We start from the raw sequence: 14899 nt of genomic DNA, 5'->3' as shown, positions 1-14899 counted from the left end.
CAAGCCCGCCTCCCTGCTCGTCATTCCTGCGAGACGCTTTTCAACAGCCGAAGGCTGGTCAGGCAGGAATCGCACTTCAGCCCTCGCGCAAGACGACGCGTGCCCTTGTAGGAGCGCGCTTGCGCGCGATGCTTTTTCTCGCTTGCCAGCATCTCAGAGCAAGAGCTTTCGTCTGCCTTCGGCAGCCGAGTTACTTTCTCTTTGCGTGGCCAAAGAGAAAGTAACCAAAGAGAAAGGCCACCCCGCTTGGCGCTTGCCGCCCATCCATGGGCGGCAAGTCCGTGAGCCGGGGCCGGGCTTTTCGACAGCACATCCATGTGCTGGCGAAAAGGCATCGGCATCCTGCCGATGCCCGCTGCGCGGCCTGTCGACCCCGACTCACCGCCGCACAGGGGCCCCGGTAGAGCAGCGGGCCATCCTGGCCCGCACTTTCAGAAAGAGCCGGAGCAAAGCCACAGCGCCGCGCGCGGATTGTTATGTTCCTTCATGAGGCAAGAGTTGCAGAGTCCGTTGCTGATTGACCGCTTACGACCCGGAGCGAACATTGGGAAAGCTGCCGATGTTGCGTAGCGCGCTATGCTCCAAGCCGCATCACAGCAACGTGGCCGCGTGCAGGGGGGCAGGATGGGCACCGCAAGACAGGATTTTGAACGCTTTGTGCGCTGGTTGAACGACCCCGGGCGCCTTGCCCCTGAGAGTTCGCGCAGGATGGCCAACCTGACGCTGGCGAACTTCGATGCTGTGGCCGCGATGGCCAGGCAGCGCAACAACCGTTCTCAACTCCTGGCGCGCTTGGCCCGCCAACACCTCGCGACCACGAGCGCGGATCTTCCAGATCTCCCCGACGCGACCGCCCAAGGGCAATGGCCATGGCTTCGGCTGCGCTCCCTAACCCTAGGGCCGTTTCGCGGCTTTCGCGAGCCCCAGGCCTTCGATCTGAGCAAACGAGTCACCCTCTGCTACGGGCCGAACGGCAGCGGAAAGAGCAGTTTGTGCGAGGCGCTCGAATACGCGCTGTGCGGAGCCGTAGAAGAGGCAGGCTCGAAGCGGATCGAGCAGCGTGAATACCTTGCCAACATCCACGCCGGTCGCTTCGCCAACCCCAACCTCACAGCTACCGATGCTGAAGGCGGTGAGGTCCGGGTCGCCGCCGACGAGGACGCGTTCCGCTTCTTCTTCGTCGAAAAGAACCGGATCGATAACTTCTCGCGGATAGCCGCGACGTCTCCTGGGCGCAAGACCGACCTGATCGCGACTCTGTTCGGAATGGAGCAGTTCAACAACTTCGCCTCGCACTTCAATGAGTCGATGGACGCCGCGCTCACGCTCACCACCGAGACGCAGGCACAGCTAGCCGGTCGCAGGCAAGCCCTTCGGGCCGACGAACTGACGCGCGACGGCGAGGTGGAGCAGCTCCGCGCCCTTGATGAAGCCGCGGCCGACTACGCCACAGGCGTCGCCGAGAACCTCACCTATAACAATCTCATGCTGTTGGTGTTCGGAAGCGAGGAGACGCCCAGTCGCCTGCAGGAGCTCGACACGAAGCTACGCTCGCTGATACCAGCAGTCACGAATTGCTCGCGCCGGATTGTTGCCGACTTATTCGCCAAAGCGGATGTTGGCGTGGAGAACTTGGCAACCTCGCAACGCAGTCTCGACGAGCAACGCAGCCAAGTCTCTTTCCGACGGCTCTTCGCCGCAGTGCAGGCTCTGCGCGCAGAGCGCGAGGATCGCTGCCCGGCGTGCCTGACGCCAATCGCCGAAGTGGCGAGCAACCCGTTCGAGCGGGCCGACGCGGGCTTGCGCGAACTGGAAGAGCTCGCGAGACTCGAAGCTGACCACGATAGTCTGCGGCGCGCAGCAGGCGAGGCAAGCCGCGCCCTGCAAACCGGCCTTCGCAATCTCGAAGAGTTCCTGGTGAGCGAAGGCAGGGCGGACACACTGGTCGGGGCCTACCTGCACGCCCTACCTCGCAGCCCCGACGCTCTCGATTGGTGGATAGCTGTGTACTCGCCGGAGACCGACGAGACCGGCGCGACGCCATCGCTCGAGCAGATTTTGGTCGTGGCCGATCAAGCCGCTGCGCGCGACGAGCGCACACGCGAGGCATTGCAACGGCGCGACGAAGACATGGCAGAGCAGACGCGATTGAACGAAGCCCGCGTCTGGATAGCGGAACACGACGGTCGCCGCAGCCAGGTCATGGAGAACGCCGCGCAGGCCCGAGGCCGCATCACGCAATGGGAAGAAGCGAACGCCGACCTGATCAGGCGCGCGAGTGAGGAAGAGCAGGCCAACGCGCGCGACCGGCCTATCAAAGAGGCCTATGACAGCTTTTACGGTCTGCTTGGACGCTTTCGCGAGCAGCTTCCCGGCATGCTTATGGCGGACCTGAACGCTTCGACCATGGCGCTATACAACGAGTTCAACCACTGGGACCGCGGCGAGGACAAGCTAGCTGACCTCCGCCTGCCGCTCACCGGCGACGGCATCATTGACATCGCCTTTCGCGGTAACCCCCAGCAGCGAGTGAACGCGCTAGCCGCTTTGAGCGAGGGGCACATCCGCTGTCTGGGCCTCGCGATCCTATTGGCGAAGGCTGAGGCTGTGGGCGCTCCGCTCATCATCTTCGATGACGCAATCAATGCGATCGACCACGACCATCGCAGCGGCATCCGCGCGGCGATTTTCGAGTCGGAGCGCTTTCGGCAGACGCAGATCATCCTCACCTGTCACAGCCCCGAGTTCGTCAAGGATATCGAGAACCACTTGCCGCGGGATCTCCGAGACGACTGCCACCAGTACGTGCTGCTGCACCACCGCGGCGACTATCAGCCACGCGTAAACCCTCCGGGGACTCAAAATTATCTGGCGCGCGCAAGGGAAGCCATCGACGAACGCTTCAACGCTCGCGACGCGCTCTCATTCGCGCGCAAATCACTGGAGATGCTCACCCACAAAGCTTGGAAGTGGCTCGAATCGCATCGGGTGGGCAACATTTCGGTGCAAATCGAAGGGCCCGGCAAAGAGCCACAGCTATATGGCCTGTGCACGGCGCTGCGCAGGAAGCTGATGGACGCGCGGACCTTCGCCCACGATAGTAAGGCGCCGCTGCTCGAGAACCTGAACACGATCCTGGGCATCCCGGAGGACAACTTGGTTTGGACGCTCCTCAACAAGGGCGCACACGAAGAGCCAAACCGGGACGATTTCGACATGGTCCATGTCGAGACCGTCCTCGCCGTCCTCAGCAACGTTGACGCGCTGGAGCTCCGACCAAATCGGTGATTGTAGAAAAGGTGTCAGGGACGAATACCCTCAAGCTTGCGGTGCTTTGGCTTCTGGCGCGCAGGATGCGCGCCTGCTTTTTCGGGTCCCCTCGGCGGCGGTGAGGCGGGGACGATCAGGCCGCGTAGCGGGCGTTGCCAGGGATGGCAACGCCTTTTCGCGCGGGCAGGAGCCCGCTCGAAAAGCCCGGCCACGGCTCACGGACTTTCCGGCCAGGGATGGACGGAAAGCGCCGCCGCGGGGTGCCGTTTTCTCTTGGTTACTTCTCTTTTGGGCACGCAAAAGAGAAGTAACTCGGGCGCCGTAGGCGCACGAAAGCTCTTGCTTTTGAAGCTCTGGCTTTCTCTCTCTCTCTCGAATAGCACACATAAGCAAGAGCATCGCCCGCGGGCAGGCTCCTACAAAGGTATTCGTTGACGGGCGAAGTGCGATGCCTGCCTTCGTAGGCATGACGGATGTGAGGGTGCGATGCTTGCCTTCGCCGGCATGACGGCGAGAGGGAGAAGTCGCGGGCATGAAAAAGGCCCGGCAGCCACCTGCCGAGCCTTTGATCCACGCCGCGCAAATCAGCCCTTCTTGGCCTTCGTCAGCAACTGATCCAGCAGCGCGATCGCCAGATCGATCTCCTCGTGCGTGATGTCGAGCGACGGCGCGAAGGTGATCACGTTCTTGTACCAGCCGCCCACGTCGAGCACGAGGCCGATCTTCTTGCCGTTGTGGGTGAGGTCGCCGGCGAGGCCGATGTCGACCATTCTGTCGAGCAGCGCCTTGTTCGGGGTGAAGCCGTCGTCGGTGCAGATCTCGGCGCGCAGCGCCAGGCCGAGGCCGTCGACGTCGCCGATTTCCTTGTGCTTTTTCTGCAGCTCGCGCAGGCCGGCGAGGAAGTGCGCGCCTTTCTTCGGCACGCTGGTCTCGTAGTCCAGCTCGTAGCCCATCTTGATGACTTCGAGGCCGAGCGAGGTGCCGAGCGGGTTGGAGTTGAAGGTGGAGTGGGTGGAGCCGGGCGGGAAGATGGTGGGGTTGATCAGTTCCTCGCGCGCCCACAGGCCGGACAGCGGGTTCAAGCCATTGGTGAGCGCCTTGCCGAACACCACGATGTCGGGCGTCACGCCGAAGTGCTCGATCGACCACAGCTTGCCGGTGCGCCAGAAGCCCATCTGGATTTCGTCGGACACCAGCAGGATGCCGTACTGGTCGAGCACCTTCTTCAGGCCCTTGAAGAAACCCATCGGCGGGACGACGTAGCCGCCGGTGCCCTGGATCGGCTCGACGTAGAACGCGGCGTATTCGCACTGGTTGGTCTTGGGGTCCCACACGCCGTTGTATTCGGTCTCGAACAGGCGCGCGAACTGGTGCACGCAGCTGTCGGAATATTCTTCGGCCGTCATGCCCTTGGGGCGGCGGAACGGGTACGGGAACGGCAGGAACATCGCGCGCTCGCCGAAGTGGCCGAAGCGGCGGCGGTAGCGGTAGCTGGAGGTGATCGACGAGGCGCCCAGGGTGCGACCGTGGTAGCCGCCCTCGAAGGCGAACATCAGGCTCTTGCCGTTGCGCGCGTTGCGCACGATCTTCAGCGAGTCCTCGATCGCCTGCGCGCCGCCGACGTTGAAATGCACGCGCCCGTCCAGGCCGAACTTCTTCTTCGCGTCCAGCGCCACCGCCTTGGCCAGCTCGATGCGGCTCTGGTGCAGGTACTGGCTGGCCACCTGCGGCAGCAGGTCGATCTGCTGCTTCAGCACGTTGTTGAGGCGCTTGTTGCCGTAGCCGAAGTTGACCGCCGAGTACCACATCTGCAGGTCGAGGAACGGCACGCCGGCGCTGTCGAACATGTAGCTGCCTTCGCAGCTGCGGAAGATCTTCGGCGGGTCGACGTAGTGCACGGTGTCGCCGAAGGAGCTGTATTTCGCCTCGTCGGCGAGCAGCTGGGCGTCGTCGATCACGACGGCAGCGTTCTTGTCGAAAACATTCATCGGAAGTCCGGGGTCGGTAAAGGAGTGGATCGCGCGGGCCGGCCGGTCAGGCCGTGGTCGCCGGCGCAGGGGTGGCGGGCTGGCCGGACAGGCTGCCGTCCAGCAGCTGCGGCAGCAGGTCGAGCGCATCCTCGAAGCCGGTGATCGGCACGTAGGGGATGCCGGCGGCGCGGCAGTGCTCGATCAGGCGGTGCTTGGCGAACACGAAGTCGACGCGGTCGGCGGCGCAGAAATCCGAGGCGCCATCGCCGATCAGCAGCGTCTTCGCGCCGCCCGCGCGGGCCTGCGCCACGCAGGCGCACTTGCAGGTGCCGCTGCGGCAGCCGTCGGCCTGGAACGGCGAGGTGAGCTGCCACTGTTGCGGCGGCGTGGCCGGCGCCAGGTGGTTCGCCGCCAGCGGCAGGTCGTCCAGGCCGTAGCGGGCGAGAATCTGCCGGATCGCGACATCGAGGCCGTCGCTGACCACGCGGATCGGCGCGCCCAGTTCGTGCGCCTTCGCCACGAAGCCGGGGAACGCGTGGTCGATCCACATCCCGGCCAGGTGCGTGTCCAGTTCGGCGCGGCTCATCTGCAGCAGCGCGACCTGGCCGGCCATGCATTCGCGCGAACCGATCCGGCCGGCGCGCCAGTCCTGCTCCAGCACTTCCCAGCCGGGGCGGCCGAAGCGATCGAGCAGCGAGTCGATCACGTCCTCGACGGAAATGGTGCCGTCGAAATCGCACAGGATGGTCCAGCCGGAAACGGGCATCACGAACTCACGTCGGCAACGATGGGGCGGCAGCTTAGGCAGCCTGCCTTTCCATCGCCTTTCCGTCGCCTGGCGCGGCCGGCGCCCGCGCAAATCGGCGCATCCGTAAGCAAAAGGAAAGCTGGCCCGCGTAGCGTGGCAAGGCACGGACCAGCCGACTTGCCTGGTCGGGGAGAGGACCATGCGTGCGCCATCGTTCCTGCTGCTGTGCCTTGCCTTGCTCGCCTCGACCGGTGCGATGGCCGCGAGTGGCCTGCTGGGCATCGACCATCGCCTCCACTACGACAACCGCGGCATCTGGAACCGCACGGACCAGAACGCGCTGGTCTACGGCACGGTCGCCACGGTGGTCGGCGGTGCGCTGGCCTTCGGCGACCACGACAAGCTGGGCGACACCTTCTGGCGCTCGGTGGACGCGCTCGCGGTGACCGCGGTGGCCAGCGAGGGGTTGAAGCTCACCTTCCAGCGTGAACGCCCTTCGCAGACCAGCGACCCGAACCGCTGGTTTGCCGGCACGCACGCGCAGAGTTTTCCCAGCGGCGAGGTGGCGGCGATCTCGGCGGCCGTCACGCCGTTCATGGTGAACTACGGCCACGACCATCCCGCGGTCTACGCACTGGCCCTGCTGCCGGTCTACGACGCCGTGGCGCGGGTGAAGACGCACGGCCACTGGCAGAGCGATGTCCTGGTGGGCGCGGCGATCGGCACCGGCGTGGGCCTGTGGGCCGCGCATCGGGATTCGCCGCTGATCATCGGCTGGCTGCCCGGCGGCTTCCAGGTCGGCTTCATCCATCATTTCAAGTGATGCGAGGGACGCAATCCGTCACCGGGGCTCCGACTGCGCACTCGTGGCGCGCTATCGTGGCGTCCATGATCGGGCGCAACCACGGCGGATGGATCGGTCTGATGCTCGCCACGCTGCTCGGCGTGGGGGGCTGCGCTACCTACACCGACCTGCCGCTGGACGGCGGCGCCGGTGCGTCCGGCGTGGCCCGGCTCAGCGCGCCGACCGCGGAGATGCCGCTGCCCGCGTGGTCGACACACCGGTTCGATCCGGCCGATGGCCTGGATGTCACCGAGGTGGCGATGCTGGCGGTGGCCAACAGTCCGCAGCTGCGACTCAAGCGCGACGAGCTGGGCGTCGCGCGGGCGCAGGCGTTCGCCGCCGGGCTGCTGCCCGATCCGCAGTTGGCGGTGTCGGCGGATGTTCCGCGCCATTCCGGCGCCGGCTTCGTCACCGCCTACAGCCTCGGCCTCAGCGAAGACATCGGTGCCTTGCTGACGCGCTCCTCGCGCCGCGCCGCCGCGCGCGACCAGGTCAACCAGGTCAACCTCGACCTGCTGTGGGCCGAGTGGCAGACGGTGGCGCAGGCGCGGCTGCTGTTCGACCAGGTGCTGAACCTGCGCGCGCAGCAGGCGCGACTCGAGCGCGAGCAGGAGGCCGTGGCGACGGTGGATACCTACATCCGCGCCGCGCTGGACGCGGGCAACCTCACCTACGACAGTGCCAGCGCCGGGCTCAATACGCAGGCCGACGTGCGCAAGCGGCTGGCCGAGACGGCGATCGCGCTGCACCAGGCACAAGGCGACCTGCATCAGCTGCTCGGCCTGGCACCCGCGGTGAAGCTCGACCTGGTCGGCGCGCCCTGGCTCGATCAGCCCACGCCGTCGCAGGTGCAAGCGGCGCTCGACGACCTGCCGCGGCGGCGACCGGACCTGCTGGCCCTGCAGGCCGGCTACCAGTCGCAGCAGGCCAGGCTGCGCAGTGCGATCCTGGCCCAGTTCCCCGCGCTGAACATCGGCTTCAACACGGCACGCGACACCAGCGCGGTGTACACCAACGGGCTGAGCATCGGCATCACCCTGCCGTTGTTCGATCGCAACCGCGGCAACATCGCGATCGAGCGGGCGACGCGCCAGCAACTGCATGACGACTATGCGGCGCGCGTGCTGGCCACACGCAGCGACATGCAGCGCATCACCCGCGACCTGGCCACGCTCGACCGGCAACTCACCGGGCTGGACGCGCATGCGAGGCAGCTCGACCTGGCCGGCGCGTCGGCCGAACGCGCCTGGCAGGCCGGCACGCTGGACTGGCCGACTTACCTCGCGATTCGCGCCAGCGCGCTCGCAGCCGACCTCGACCTGCTGGCCGTGCGCCAGGAACGCGCCCGGCAGTCGATCGCGCTGGATGCCCTGCTCGGCAACACCGACCTCGTTGCCGCCCATCCCGATGCCACCCAGGCTGCCACGCCATGAATCGCTTCGTCATCCTGCCTGTGCTGGGCGTCCTCCTGCTGGCCGGCCTGTTGTCGGCTTGCGGCAACGCGGCCCCGGATGACGACGAGGCCGCCGCGCCCGCCGGCGGTGTCGTCGCGGTCACCACCGCCATGCCTGTGCAGACGACGTTTCACGACACCATCGAAGCCTGGGGCAGCGCCGCCGGCGATCCGCAGCGCGCACGCACGATCAGCCTGGCGCAAGGCGGCCAGATCACGGCATTGCATGCATCGGCGGGACAGGCGGTGGAGCGCGGCGCGCCCTTGCTGACGATCACCCCGGACCCGGTCGCGCGCAGCGCCTGGCAGCAGGCGCAGAGCGCGCTGACGCTCGCCGCCGGCGAACTCAAGCGCACCGAACGACTGGCGGCGCAGCGGCTGGCCACGCAATCGCAGCTGGCCGCGGCGCGCAAGGCGCTGGCCGATGCGCAGGCGACGCTGGACGCACAGCGCGCGCTCGGCGGCGGCGCGGCCAGCGAAACCGTCGAGGCGCCGGCCGCCGGCGTGGTCACCGCGCTGCGGGTCGGCCTGGGCGAGCGGATCGCCGCCAATGCGCCCCTGCTCGATTTCACCCCGACGCATGCGCTGCTCGCGCTGCTGGGCGTGCAGCCGGACGATGGCCCGCGCCTGCAGCCCGGCATGGCGGTGCAGCTGCGTGCGGTGTACGGCACGCAGACGTTCGCCGGCACGCTGCGCATGGTCGGCCAGTCGATCAACCCGCAGAGCCATCTGCTCGATGCCCAGGTCGAGCTGCCGGCCGCCGCCGGCGCCAGCCTGGTGGCGGGCGCGCCGCTGCAAGCGCAGATCCGCACCACCGATTTCACCGCGTGGTCGGTGCCGCGCGCCGCCGTGCTGCATGACGCGCGCGGCGACTATCTGTTCCAGGTCGAGCATGGCCATGCCAAACGGGTCGACGTGACAGTGCGCAGCGCGCAGGGCGATCCGGTGGGCGTGGCCGGGCCGCTCGATCCGAAGGCGAAGGTGATCGTGCTCGGCGTGTACGAACTCGACGACGGCGACGCGGTGCGGGAGTCGGTCAAGTGAGCCTCACCGCATGGATGCAGCAGCATCGTCGTTCGCTGCTGTTCCTGGCGCTGATGCTGGCACTCGGCGGCGTCGCCAGCGCGTTCCTGATGCCGGTGGCGCTGTTCCCGAACGTGTCGTTCCCGCGGGTGCAGCTGACCCTGGATGCGGGCGACCGCCCGGCCGACCAGATGGCGATCGAGGTGACCACGCCGGTGGAGGAGGCGGTGCGCCGGGTGCGCGGCGTGCGCGACGTGCGCTCCACCACCAGCCGCGGCAGTGCGGATATCGCGATCAGCTTCGACTGGGGCGCGGACATGGCCGGCGCGCTGCAGGAGGTCAACGGTGCGGTGAGCCAGGTGTTGCCGCAGCTGCCGGCAGGCACGCAGATCGCTTCGCGCCGGATGGACCCGACCACCTTCCCGGTGCTGGCCTACAGCCTGCGTTCGCACACGCTGTCGCCCAGTGCGCTGCATGATCTGGCGCAGTACCAGTTGCGCCCGCTGCTGAGCGGCATCAACGGCGTCGCCCACGTCGACGTGCAGGGCGGCGAGGTGGCCGAGTTCCACGCCGACGTCGATCCGGGCAAGCTGCGCGCGCTGGATCTGAGCCTGGCCGAGGTGTCGGCCGCGGTGAGCCACGCCGCCACGATCCAGGCGATGGGCCGCGTCGCCGACCACTACAAGCTCTACCTGCTGCTGGCCGACAACCAGCCGAAGACGCTCGCCACGCTGCGCAACATCGTGTTGCGCGCCGGCCCGGGTGGCGTGGTGCGGCTGGGCGACGTGGCGCGGGTCAGCCTGAGCCACGTGCCGCAGTGGATCCGGGTCAATGCCGACGGCCAGGACGCGGTACTGCTGCAGGTCTACCAGCAGCCGGCCGGCAACAGCGTGCAGATCGCCAGCGACGTGAGGCAGCGCCTCGCCGGGTTCGCGCCGCAGATGCCGGCGGGGGTGACGGTGGCCAACTGGTACGACCAGACCCAACTGGTCACCGGCGCGGCCAGCAGCGTGCGCGACGCGATCCTGATCGGCATCGTGCTGGCCGGGCTTGTGCTGTTCGTGTTCCTGCGCAATACGCGGATGATCCTGATCGCGCTGATCGTGGTGCCCGCCGTGCTGGCGATCACCGTGCTGCTGCTGCGCGTGCTCGGCATGAGCTTCAACATGATGACCCTGGGCGGCATGGCCGCGGCGGTCGGGCTGATCATCGACGACGTCATCGTGATGCTCGAGCACATTACCCGCCGGCTGCACCAGGGCGAAGGGCATCTGCACGATCGCATTGCCGGCGCGGCACGGGAGTTCACCCGCCCGCTGACCGGTTCCAGCGCCGCCACCGTGGTGATCTTCCTGCCGCTGGCCTTCCTTACCGGCGTCACCGGCGCGTTCTTCAAGGCGCTGTCGCTGACCATGGCCAGCGCGCTGATCATTTCCTGGCTGCTGACCTGGGTGGCGGTGCCGCTGCTGGCCGAACGCCTGCTCGACCAGCGCCATCTCGCCGAGCGTCCGCGCTCGCGCTTCACCACGCGGATGATGGACGGCTATCACAAGCTGCTGGCGCGCTGGCTGCGACGCCCCGCGCTGGTGTTGCTGCTGCTCGTGCCGCTGATTGCGCTCGGCGGCTTCGCGTACACCCGGGTCGGTACCGGCTTCATGCCGAAAATGGACGAGGGCGGTTTCATCCTCGACTACCTGTCCAAACCCGGCACCTCGCTGGAGGAAACCAACCGCCTGCTCAACCAGGTCGAGACGATCATCCGCGCCAACCCCTGGGTCGACACCTATTCGCGGCGCACCGGCCTGCAACTGGGCGGCGGTCTCACCGAGGCGAACCAGGGCGACTTCTTCGTGCGCCTGAAGAACGGTTCGCGACCTTCAACCGAAGAGGTGATGGCGCAGGTGCGCACGGCGGTCGAGGCGCGGGTGCCGGGGCTGGACATCGACCTGGCGCAATTGATGGAGGACCTGATCGGCGACCTGGTGGCGGTGCCGCAGCCGATCGAGGTGCAGCTGTACGGCGACGACGAGAAGCAACTGGACGCCACCGCCGCGAAAGTCGCCGCGGCGATCGGCAAGATCCCCGGTGTGGTCGGCGTGCTCGACGGCATCAACCCCGCCGGCGATGCACTGACGGTGCAGGTCGATCCGGCCAGGGCCGCGCTGCAGGGGCTGGACCCGGTCGCGGTCACCGACCAGGTGGCGGCGGCCATCGACGGCACGGTCGCCGCGCAGCTGCCGGTGGACGGCAAGGTGGTCGGTGTGCGCGTGCGCCTGCCCGATGACGCGCACCAGCGGCTCGACCAGGTGGCGGCGCTGCCGATCCGCGCCGCGGACGGCCATCTGTTTCCACTGGCGCAGGTGGCGACGCTCAAGCAGGTGCAGGGCCAGCCGGAAGTCACCCGCGACAACCTCAAGCGCATGGTGGCGGTGACCGGACGCATCAGCGGGCGCAGCCTCGGCGCGGTGATCGGCGACGTCAAGCACGCGCTGGCCCGACCGGGCCTTCTGCCGAAAGGCATGTACTACCAGCTTGGTGGTGTCTACCAGCAGCAGCAGCAGGCTTTTCGCGGGCTGGCCATCGTGATGCTGGCGGCGATCGCGCTGGTGTTCACCCTGCTGCTGTTCCTGTACGAGAGTTTCCGCGCGGCGCTGGCGATCATGGCGATGCCGCTGCTGGCGCTGCCCGGGGTGTTTGCCGGGCTGTGGCTGACCGGCATCGAGCTGAACATCTCCTCGATGATGGGCATGACGATGATCGTGGGCATCGTCACCGAGGTGGCGATCTTCTACTTCTCGGAACTCGAGGACGCGCAGCGCAGCGTCGCCCTGCACGAGGCCCTGCACGAAGCCGGCACGCACCGCAGCCGGCCGATCCTGATGTCGACCCTTGCCGCGATCCTGACCCTGTTGCCGCTGGCGCTGGCGCTCGGCCAGGGTTCGCAGATGCAGCAGCCGCTGGCGGTGGCGATCATCGCCGGCATGCTGCTGCAGCTGCCGCTGGTGCTGCTGGTGATGCCGGTGCTGTACGCGCTGCTGCGTCGCCACGACACGCCGCCCGCTGCAAACGGACCTGCGCCCGCAGGCTGATGTTCTCCGTCCCCACGCCAAGGTGACTGCCATGCAAACGCAAAGACTGCTTCGCTCCCTCGTGCCGGCCGCGCTGGCCTTGCTGCTCGCGCCGGTGGCGGGCCGTGCCGCATCGCCTGCCCCGGTACCGCGGTTGTTGTCGACTCTGCCGCTGGGTGGCGCGGGCGGCTGGGATTACCTCAGTTTCGACGCGGCGCCGCGGCACCTGTTCGTCAGCCGCGGCGATCGTGTGCTGGTGATCGATGTCGACGCGAACCGGCAGATCGGCACGGTTGCCGATACCCCCGGCGTGCATGGCATCGCGATCGCCGACGACCTGCAGCGCGGTTTCACCAGCAACGGCAGGAGCGCCTCGGTCACCGAGTTCGACCTGCGCACGTTCAAGCCGCTGGCGACCATCGGCGGCACCGGCGAGAACCCCGACGCCATCGTCTACGACGTCCCCTCGCATCACGTGCTGACCTTCAATGGCAGGAGTCATTCGGCCAGCGTGATCGACCCGGCCAAGGGCGCGGTGATCGCCACGATCGCGCTGCCCGGCAAGCCGGAGTTCGCGGTGTCCGATGGTGCCGGCCACATCTACGACAACATCGAGGACAAGGCCGAGCTGGTCGAGATCGACACCGCCGCCGACACGGTGCTGCGCGTATGGCCGCTGGCCGGGTGCGAATCGCCCAGCGGGCTGGCCATCGACCTCGTGCACCATCGGCTGTTCTCGGTCTGCGACAACCGGCTGATGGTCGTCACCGATGCGCGCGACGGTCACCAGGTCGCCCGCGTGCCGATCGGCGACGGCCCGGATGCGGTGGTGTTCGACGCCGCCGCGTCGACGATCTACAGCTCCAACGGCGAAAGCGGCACGGTCACCGCCATCCACCAGGACGACGCGGACCACTATCGCGTCAGCGCCACCATCGCCACCCAGGTCAGCGCGCGCACGCTGACGCTGGACCCGAAGCTGCACCGGCTCTATCTCTCCGCCGCGCGTTTCGGCAGCGCGCGGCAGCCGAATGGCCGGCACACGATCGTGCCGGGCAGCTTCGCCGTCCTGACCGTGGGGCAGCCTTGACGGTTGCGGCGACCAGCCCATGCCGGCCCGCCCCCGGTGCGGGCTTCACGCGTGACGTTGCGCCTGATCGAGGGAGGGTGAGGCCGGTTCGCTGATCGCGCGCGACGACGACAACCGCGCACACCAGCGCGCGGCGGTGACCGCCACGGCCGCGGCATTCATGCCGCGGGTATCCAGCGCGGCATTGGCGCCGCCATGCGGCCCGTACTTGGCCGGATCGGTCACCGAGAACAGGCCCAGCGTGGGCGTGCCGCTGGCGGCGGCCAGGTGCATGACGCCGCAGTCGGCGCTGATGAAGCCGTCCATGCAGGAGATCATCGCGGCCATCCGGCGCAGGTTGCGCGAGTAGTACGGCGCCAGTTGCGAGCCGAGCTGCGAGCGCCCATGCGCCGCCAGCATGTCCACCAGCTGCACCTGCGGGCACAGCGACTGGAACGTGTCCACGAACTGCCGCCACCAGTCCTCGCTGTAGCACTTGGCACCGGTGGCGTTGGGGAAGATCGCCACCGTCATGTCGCGGTGCCCGCCTGCCTCGCCACGGACCCGCGCCAGTGTCTTGGCCGCCGCCTGCTTCTCGCCGGTGGTCAGGTCGAGATTGAGTCGGGGATAGTCGGCGGCGATCGTGCCGGCATACGCCTGGCGCAGCAGGAACACGCCGCGGTCGGCCAGGTGGGCAGGCCACGTCAGCGCATGCCATGCGGAGGCGGGATTCACCAGCGCATCCGGAAATCCCAGCTTGTGTCTGGCCTGCGCCATGGCCAGCGCGATCCGCCCCGACTGCGAGCCGTTGCAGGCGTCGATGGCGAGGTCGTAGCGGCATCGTCGCAGCGCGCGCAATACCCCGGCGGAGTACCAGATGTGCCGGGCGATCTTCTGCGGCAACGCGAAAACGTCGTGGACACTGAACCGGTTCGCGTACAGACAGGCCGTGGCGTGGCTGCCGAGGATGTCGATCTCCGCGCCCGGATAAAGCGTCTCGATCTCCGCGATAAGCGGGCTGATCAGCACACTGTTGCCCAGCCGGTGATTCGGGCGGCAGACCAGCACCCGATGAATGCCGGTGGTCGGCAAGCCACCCGGAGCGCATAACTGACCACCCACCTTGTGGAACATCCGGCGCAGCATCCAGCTCACCGCAACCCGTCGCCAGGCGTCTTTCGGGAGCGATCGCTTGAGCGAACCGGTGGCCGTTGGCGGCGCGGCGACGAACTGGCGGACGATAGCGGTGATGGTCATGACGCCAGCATGAGGCACGTCGCTTTCAGCTCGCTTATCGACCGGTGAGGATCTGGTTAAGGCAACGCACGAACCGTGCCCCGATGCCCGTCATTCCCGCTTTCGCGCACCGTTGTCCGGAATGAATCCGCAGGCACCCCGGCCGCTCATCGCAGCCTGCCGCACGGACTGGTTCCGGTTGACCGCTCCAGCGCGTC

At 67.6% G+C, this 14899-nt stretch carries 10 protein-coding genes; 6 read left to right on the top strand and 4 right to left on the bottom strand.

Annotated features, from left to right (window positions below; genetic code table 11):
- Window positions 1-20: 20 nt before the first annotated feature.
- A complete protein-coding gene (locus ACVCMC_RS12885) occupies window positions 21-335 on the bottom strand; it encodes a hypothetical protein (protein ID WP_447097565.1) in 315 nt (104 codons plus the stop codon).
- A gap of 289 nt (window positions 336-624) precedes the next feature.
- Here ACVCMC_RS12885 and ACVCMC_RS12880 point away from each other — a divergent pair, with 289 nt between their 5' ends.
- Window positions 625-3288 carry an AAA family ATPase gene (locus ACVCMC_RS12880; protein WP_447097564.1) on the top strand — a complete coding sequence of 888 codons (2664 nt, stop codon included), beginning with the start codon at window positions 625-627 and terminating at the stop codon, window positions 3286-3288.
- A 566-nt stretch (window positions 3289-3854) separates the two neighbouring features.
- Here the strand turns inward: ACVCMC_RS12880 and ACVCMC_RS12875 are convergent.
- Together ACVCMC_RS12875 and ACVCMC_RS12870 are read right to left on the bottom strand one after the other, a co-directional pair.
- Window positions 3855-5258, bottom strand: coding sequence for an aspartate aminotransferase family protein (locus ACVCMC_RS12875; RefSeq protein WP_447097563.1), 1404 nt, complete (start codon window positions 5256-5258; stop codon window positions 3855-3857).
- Between the two features lie 46 nt (window positions 5259-5304).
- Entirely contained in the window at window positions 5305-6006 is a 702-nt protein-coding gene (locus ACVCMC_RS12870) for an MtnX-like HAD-IB family phosphatase (RefSeq protein ID WP_447097562.1), read from the bottom strand.
- 181 nt (window positions 6007-6187) lie between these two features.
- On the opposite strand from ACVCMC_RS12870, the gene ACVCMC_RS12865 reads away from it, so the two are divergent.
- From ACVCMC_RS12865 to ACVCMC_RS12845, 5 genes are all read left to right on the top strand, one after another.
- Window positions 6188-6811, top strand: a complete 624-nt coding sequence (locus ACVCMC_RS12865; protein WP_447097561.1) for a phosphatase PAP2 family protein — start codon at window positions 6188-6190, stop codon at window positions 6809-6811.
- Between the two features lie 101 nt (window positions 6812-6912).
- The gene (locus tag ACVCMC_RS12860; protein ID WP_447097560.1) at window positions 6913-8265 is read left to right on the top strand and encodes a TolC family protein; all 1353 of its coding nucleotides are present in this window, start codon (window positions 6913-6915) and stop codon (window positions 8263-8265) included.
- Complete coding sequence (locus ACVCMC_RS12855; RefSeq protein WP_447097559.1) at window positions 8262-9329, top strand: efflux RND transporter periplasmic adaptor subunit; 1068 nt, start codon at window positions 8262-8264, stop codon at window positions 9327-9329. Before ACVCMC_RS12860 ends, ACVCMC_RS12855 begins: the two co-directional genes overlap by 4 nt.
- Window positions 9326-12397, top strand: a complete 3072-nt coding sequence (locus ACVCMC_RS12850; protein ID WP_447097558.1) for an efflux RND transporter permease subunit — start codon at window positions 9326-9328, stop codon at window positions 12395-12397. Before ACVCMC_RS12855 ends, ACVCMC_RS12850 begins: the two co-directional genes overlap by 4 nt.
- 31 nt (window positions 12398-12428) lie before the next feature.
- Entirely contained in the window at window positions 12429-13466 is a 1038-nt protein-coding gene (locus tag ACVCMC_RS12845; RefSeq protein WP_447097557.1) for a YncE family protein, read from the top strand.
- A 45-nt stretch (window positions 13467-13511) separates the two neighbouring features.
- Here the strand turns inward: ACVCMC_RS12845 and ACVCMC_RS12840 are convergent, their stop codons facing one another.
- A complete protein-coding gene (locus ACVCMC_RS12840; protein WP_395120942.1) occupies window positions 13512-14702 on the bottom strand; it encodes a glycosyltransferase family 9 protein in 1191 nt (396 codons plus the stop codon).
- Window positions 14703-14899 lie beyond the last annotated feature (197 nt).

This window comes from Rhodanobacter sp. UC4452_H20, assembly GCF_052978205.1.
The sequence above is the reverse complement of the archived record's forward strand: the minus strand, read 5'-3'. Positions and strand labels throughout refer to the sequence as shown.

Coding starts and splice junctions, on each gene's coding strand:
- ACVCMC_RS12885 (WP_447097565.1), bottom strand. CDS start 335: ATGCCTTTTCGCCAGCACATGGATGTGCTGTCGAAAAGCCCGGCCCCG.
- ACVCMC_RS12880 (WP_447097564.1), top strand. CDS start 625: ATGGGCACCGCAAGACAGGATTTTGAACGCTTTGTGCGCTGGTTGAAC.
- ACVCMC_RS12875 (WP_447097563.1), bottom strand. CDS start 5,258: ATGAATGTTTTCGACAAGAACGCTGCCGTCGTGATCGACGACGCCCAG.
- ACVCMC_RS12870 (WP_447097562.1), bottom strand. CDS start 6,006: ATGCCCGTTTCCGGCTGGACCATCCTGTGCGATTTCGACGGCACCATT.
- ACVCMC_RS12865 (WP_447097561.1), top strand. CDS start 6,188: ATGCGTGCGCCATCGTTCCTGCTGCTGTGCCTTGCCTTGCTCGCCTCG.
- ACVCMC_RS12860 (WP_447097560.1), top strand. CDS start 6,913: ATGCTCGCCACGCTGCTCGGCGTGGGGGGCTGCGCTACCTACACCGAC.
- ACVCMC_RS12855 (WP_447097559.1), top strand. CDS start 8,262: ATGAATCGCTTCGTCATCCTGCCTGTGCTGGGCGTCCTCCTGCTGGCC.
- ACVCMC_RS12845 (WP_447097557.1), top strand. CDS start 12,429: ATGCAAACGCAAAGACTGCTTCGCTCCCTCGTGCCGGCCGCGCTGGCC.
- ACVCMC_RS12840 (WP_395120942.1), bottom strand. CDS start 14,702: ATGACCATCACCGCTATCGTCCGCCAGTTCGTCGCCGCGCCGCCAACG.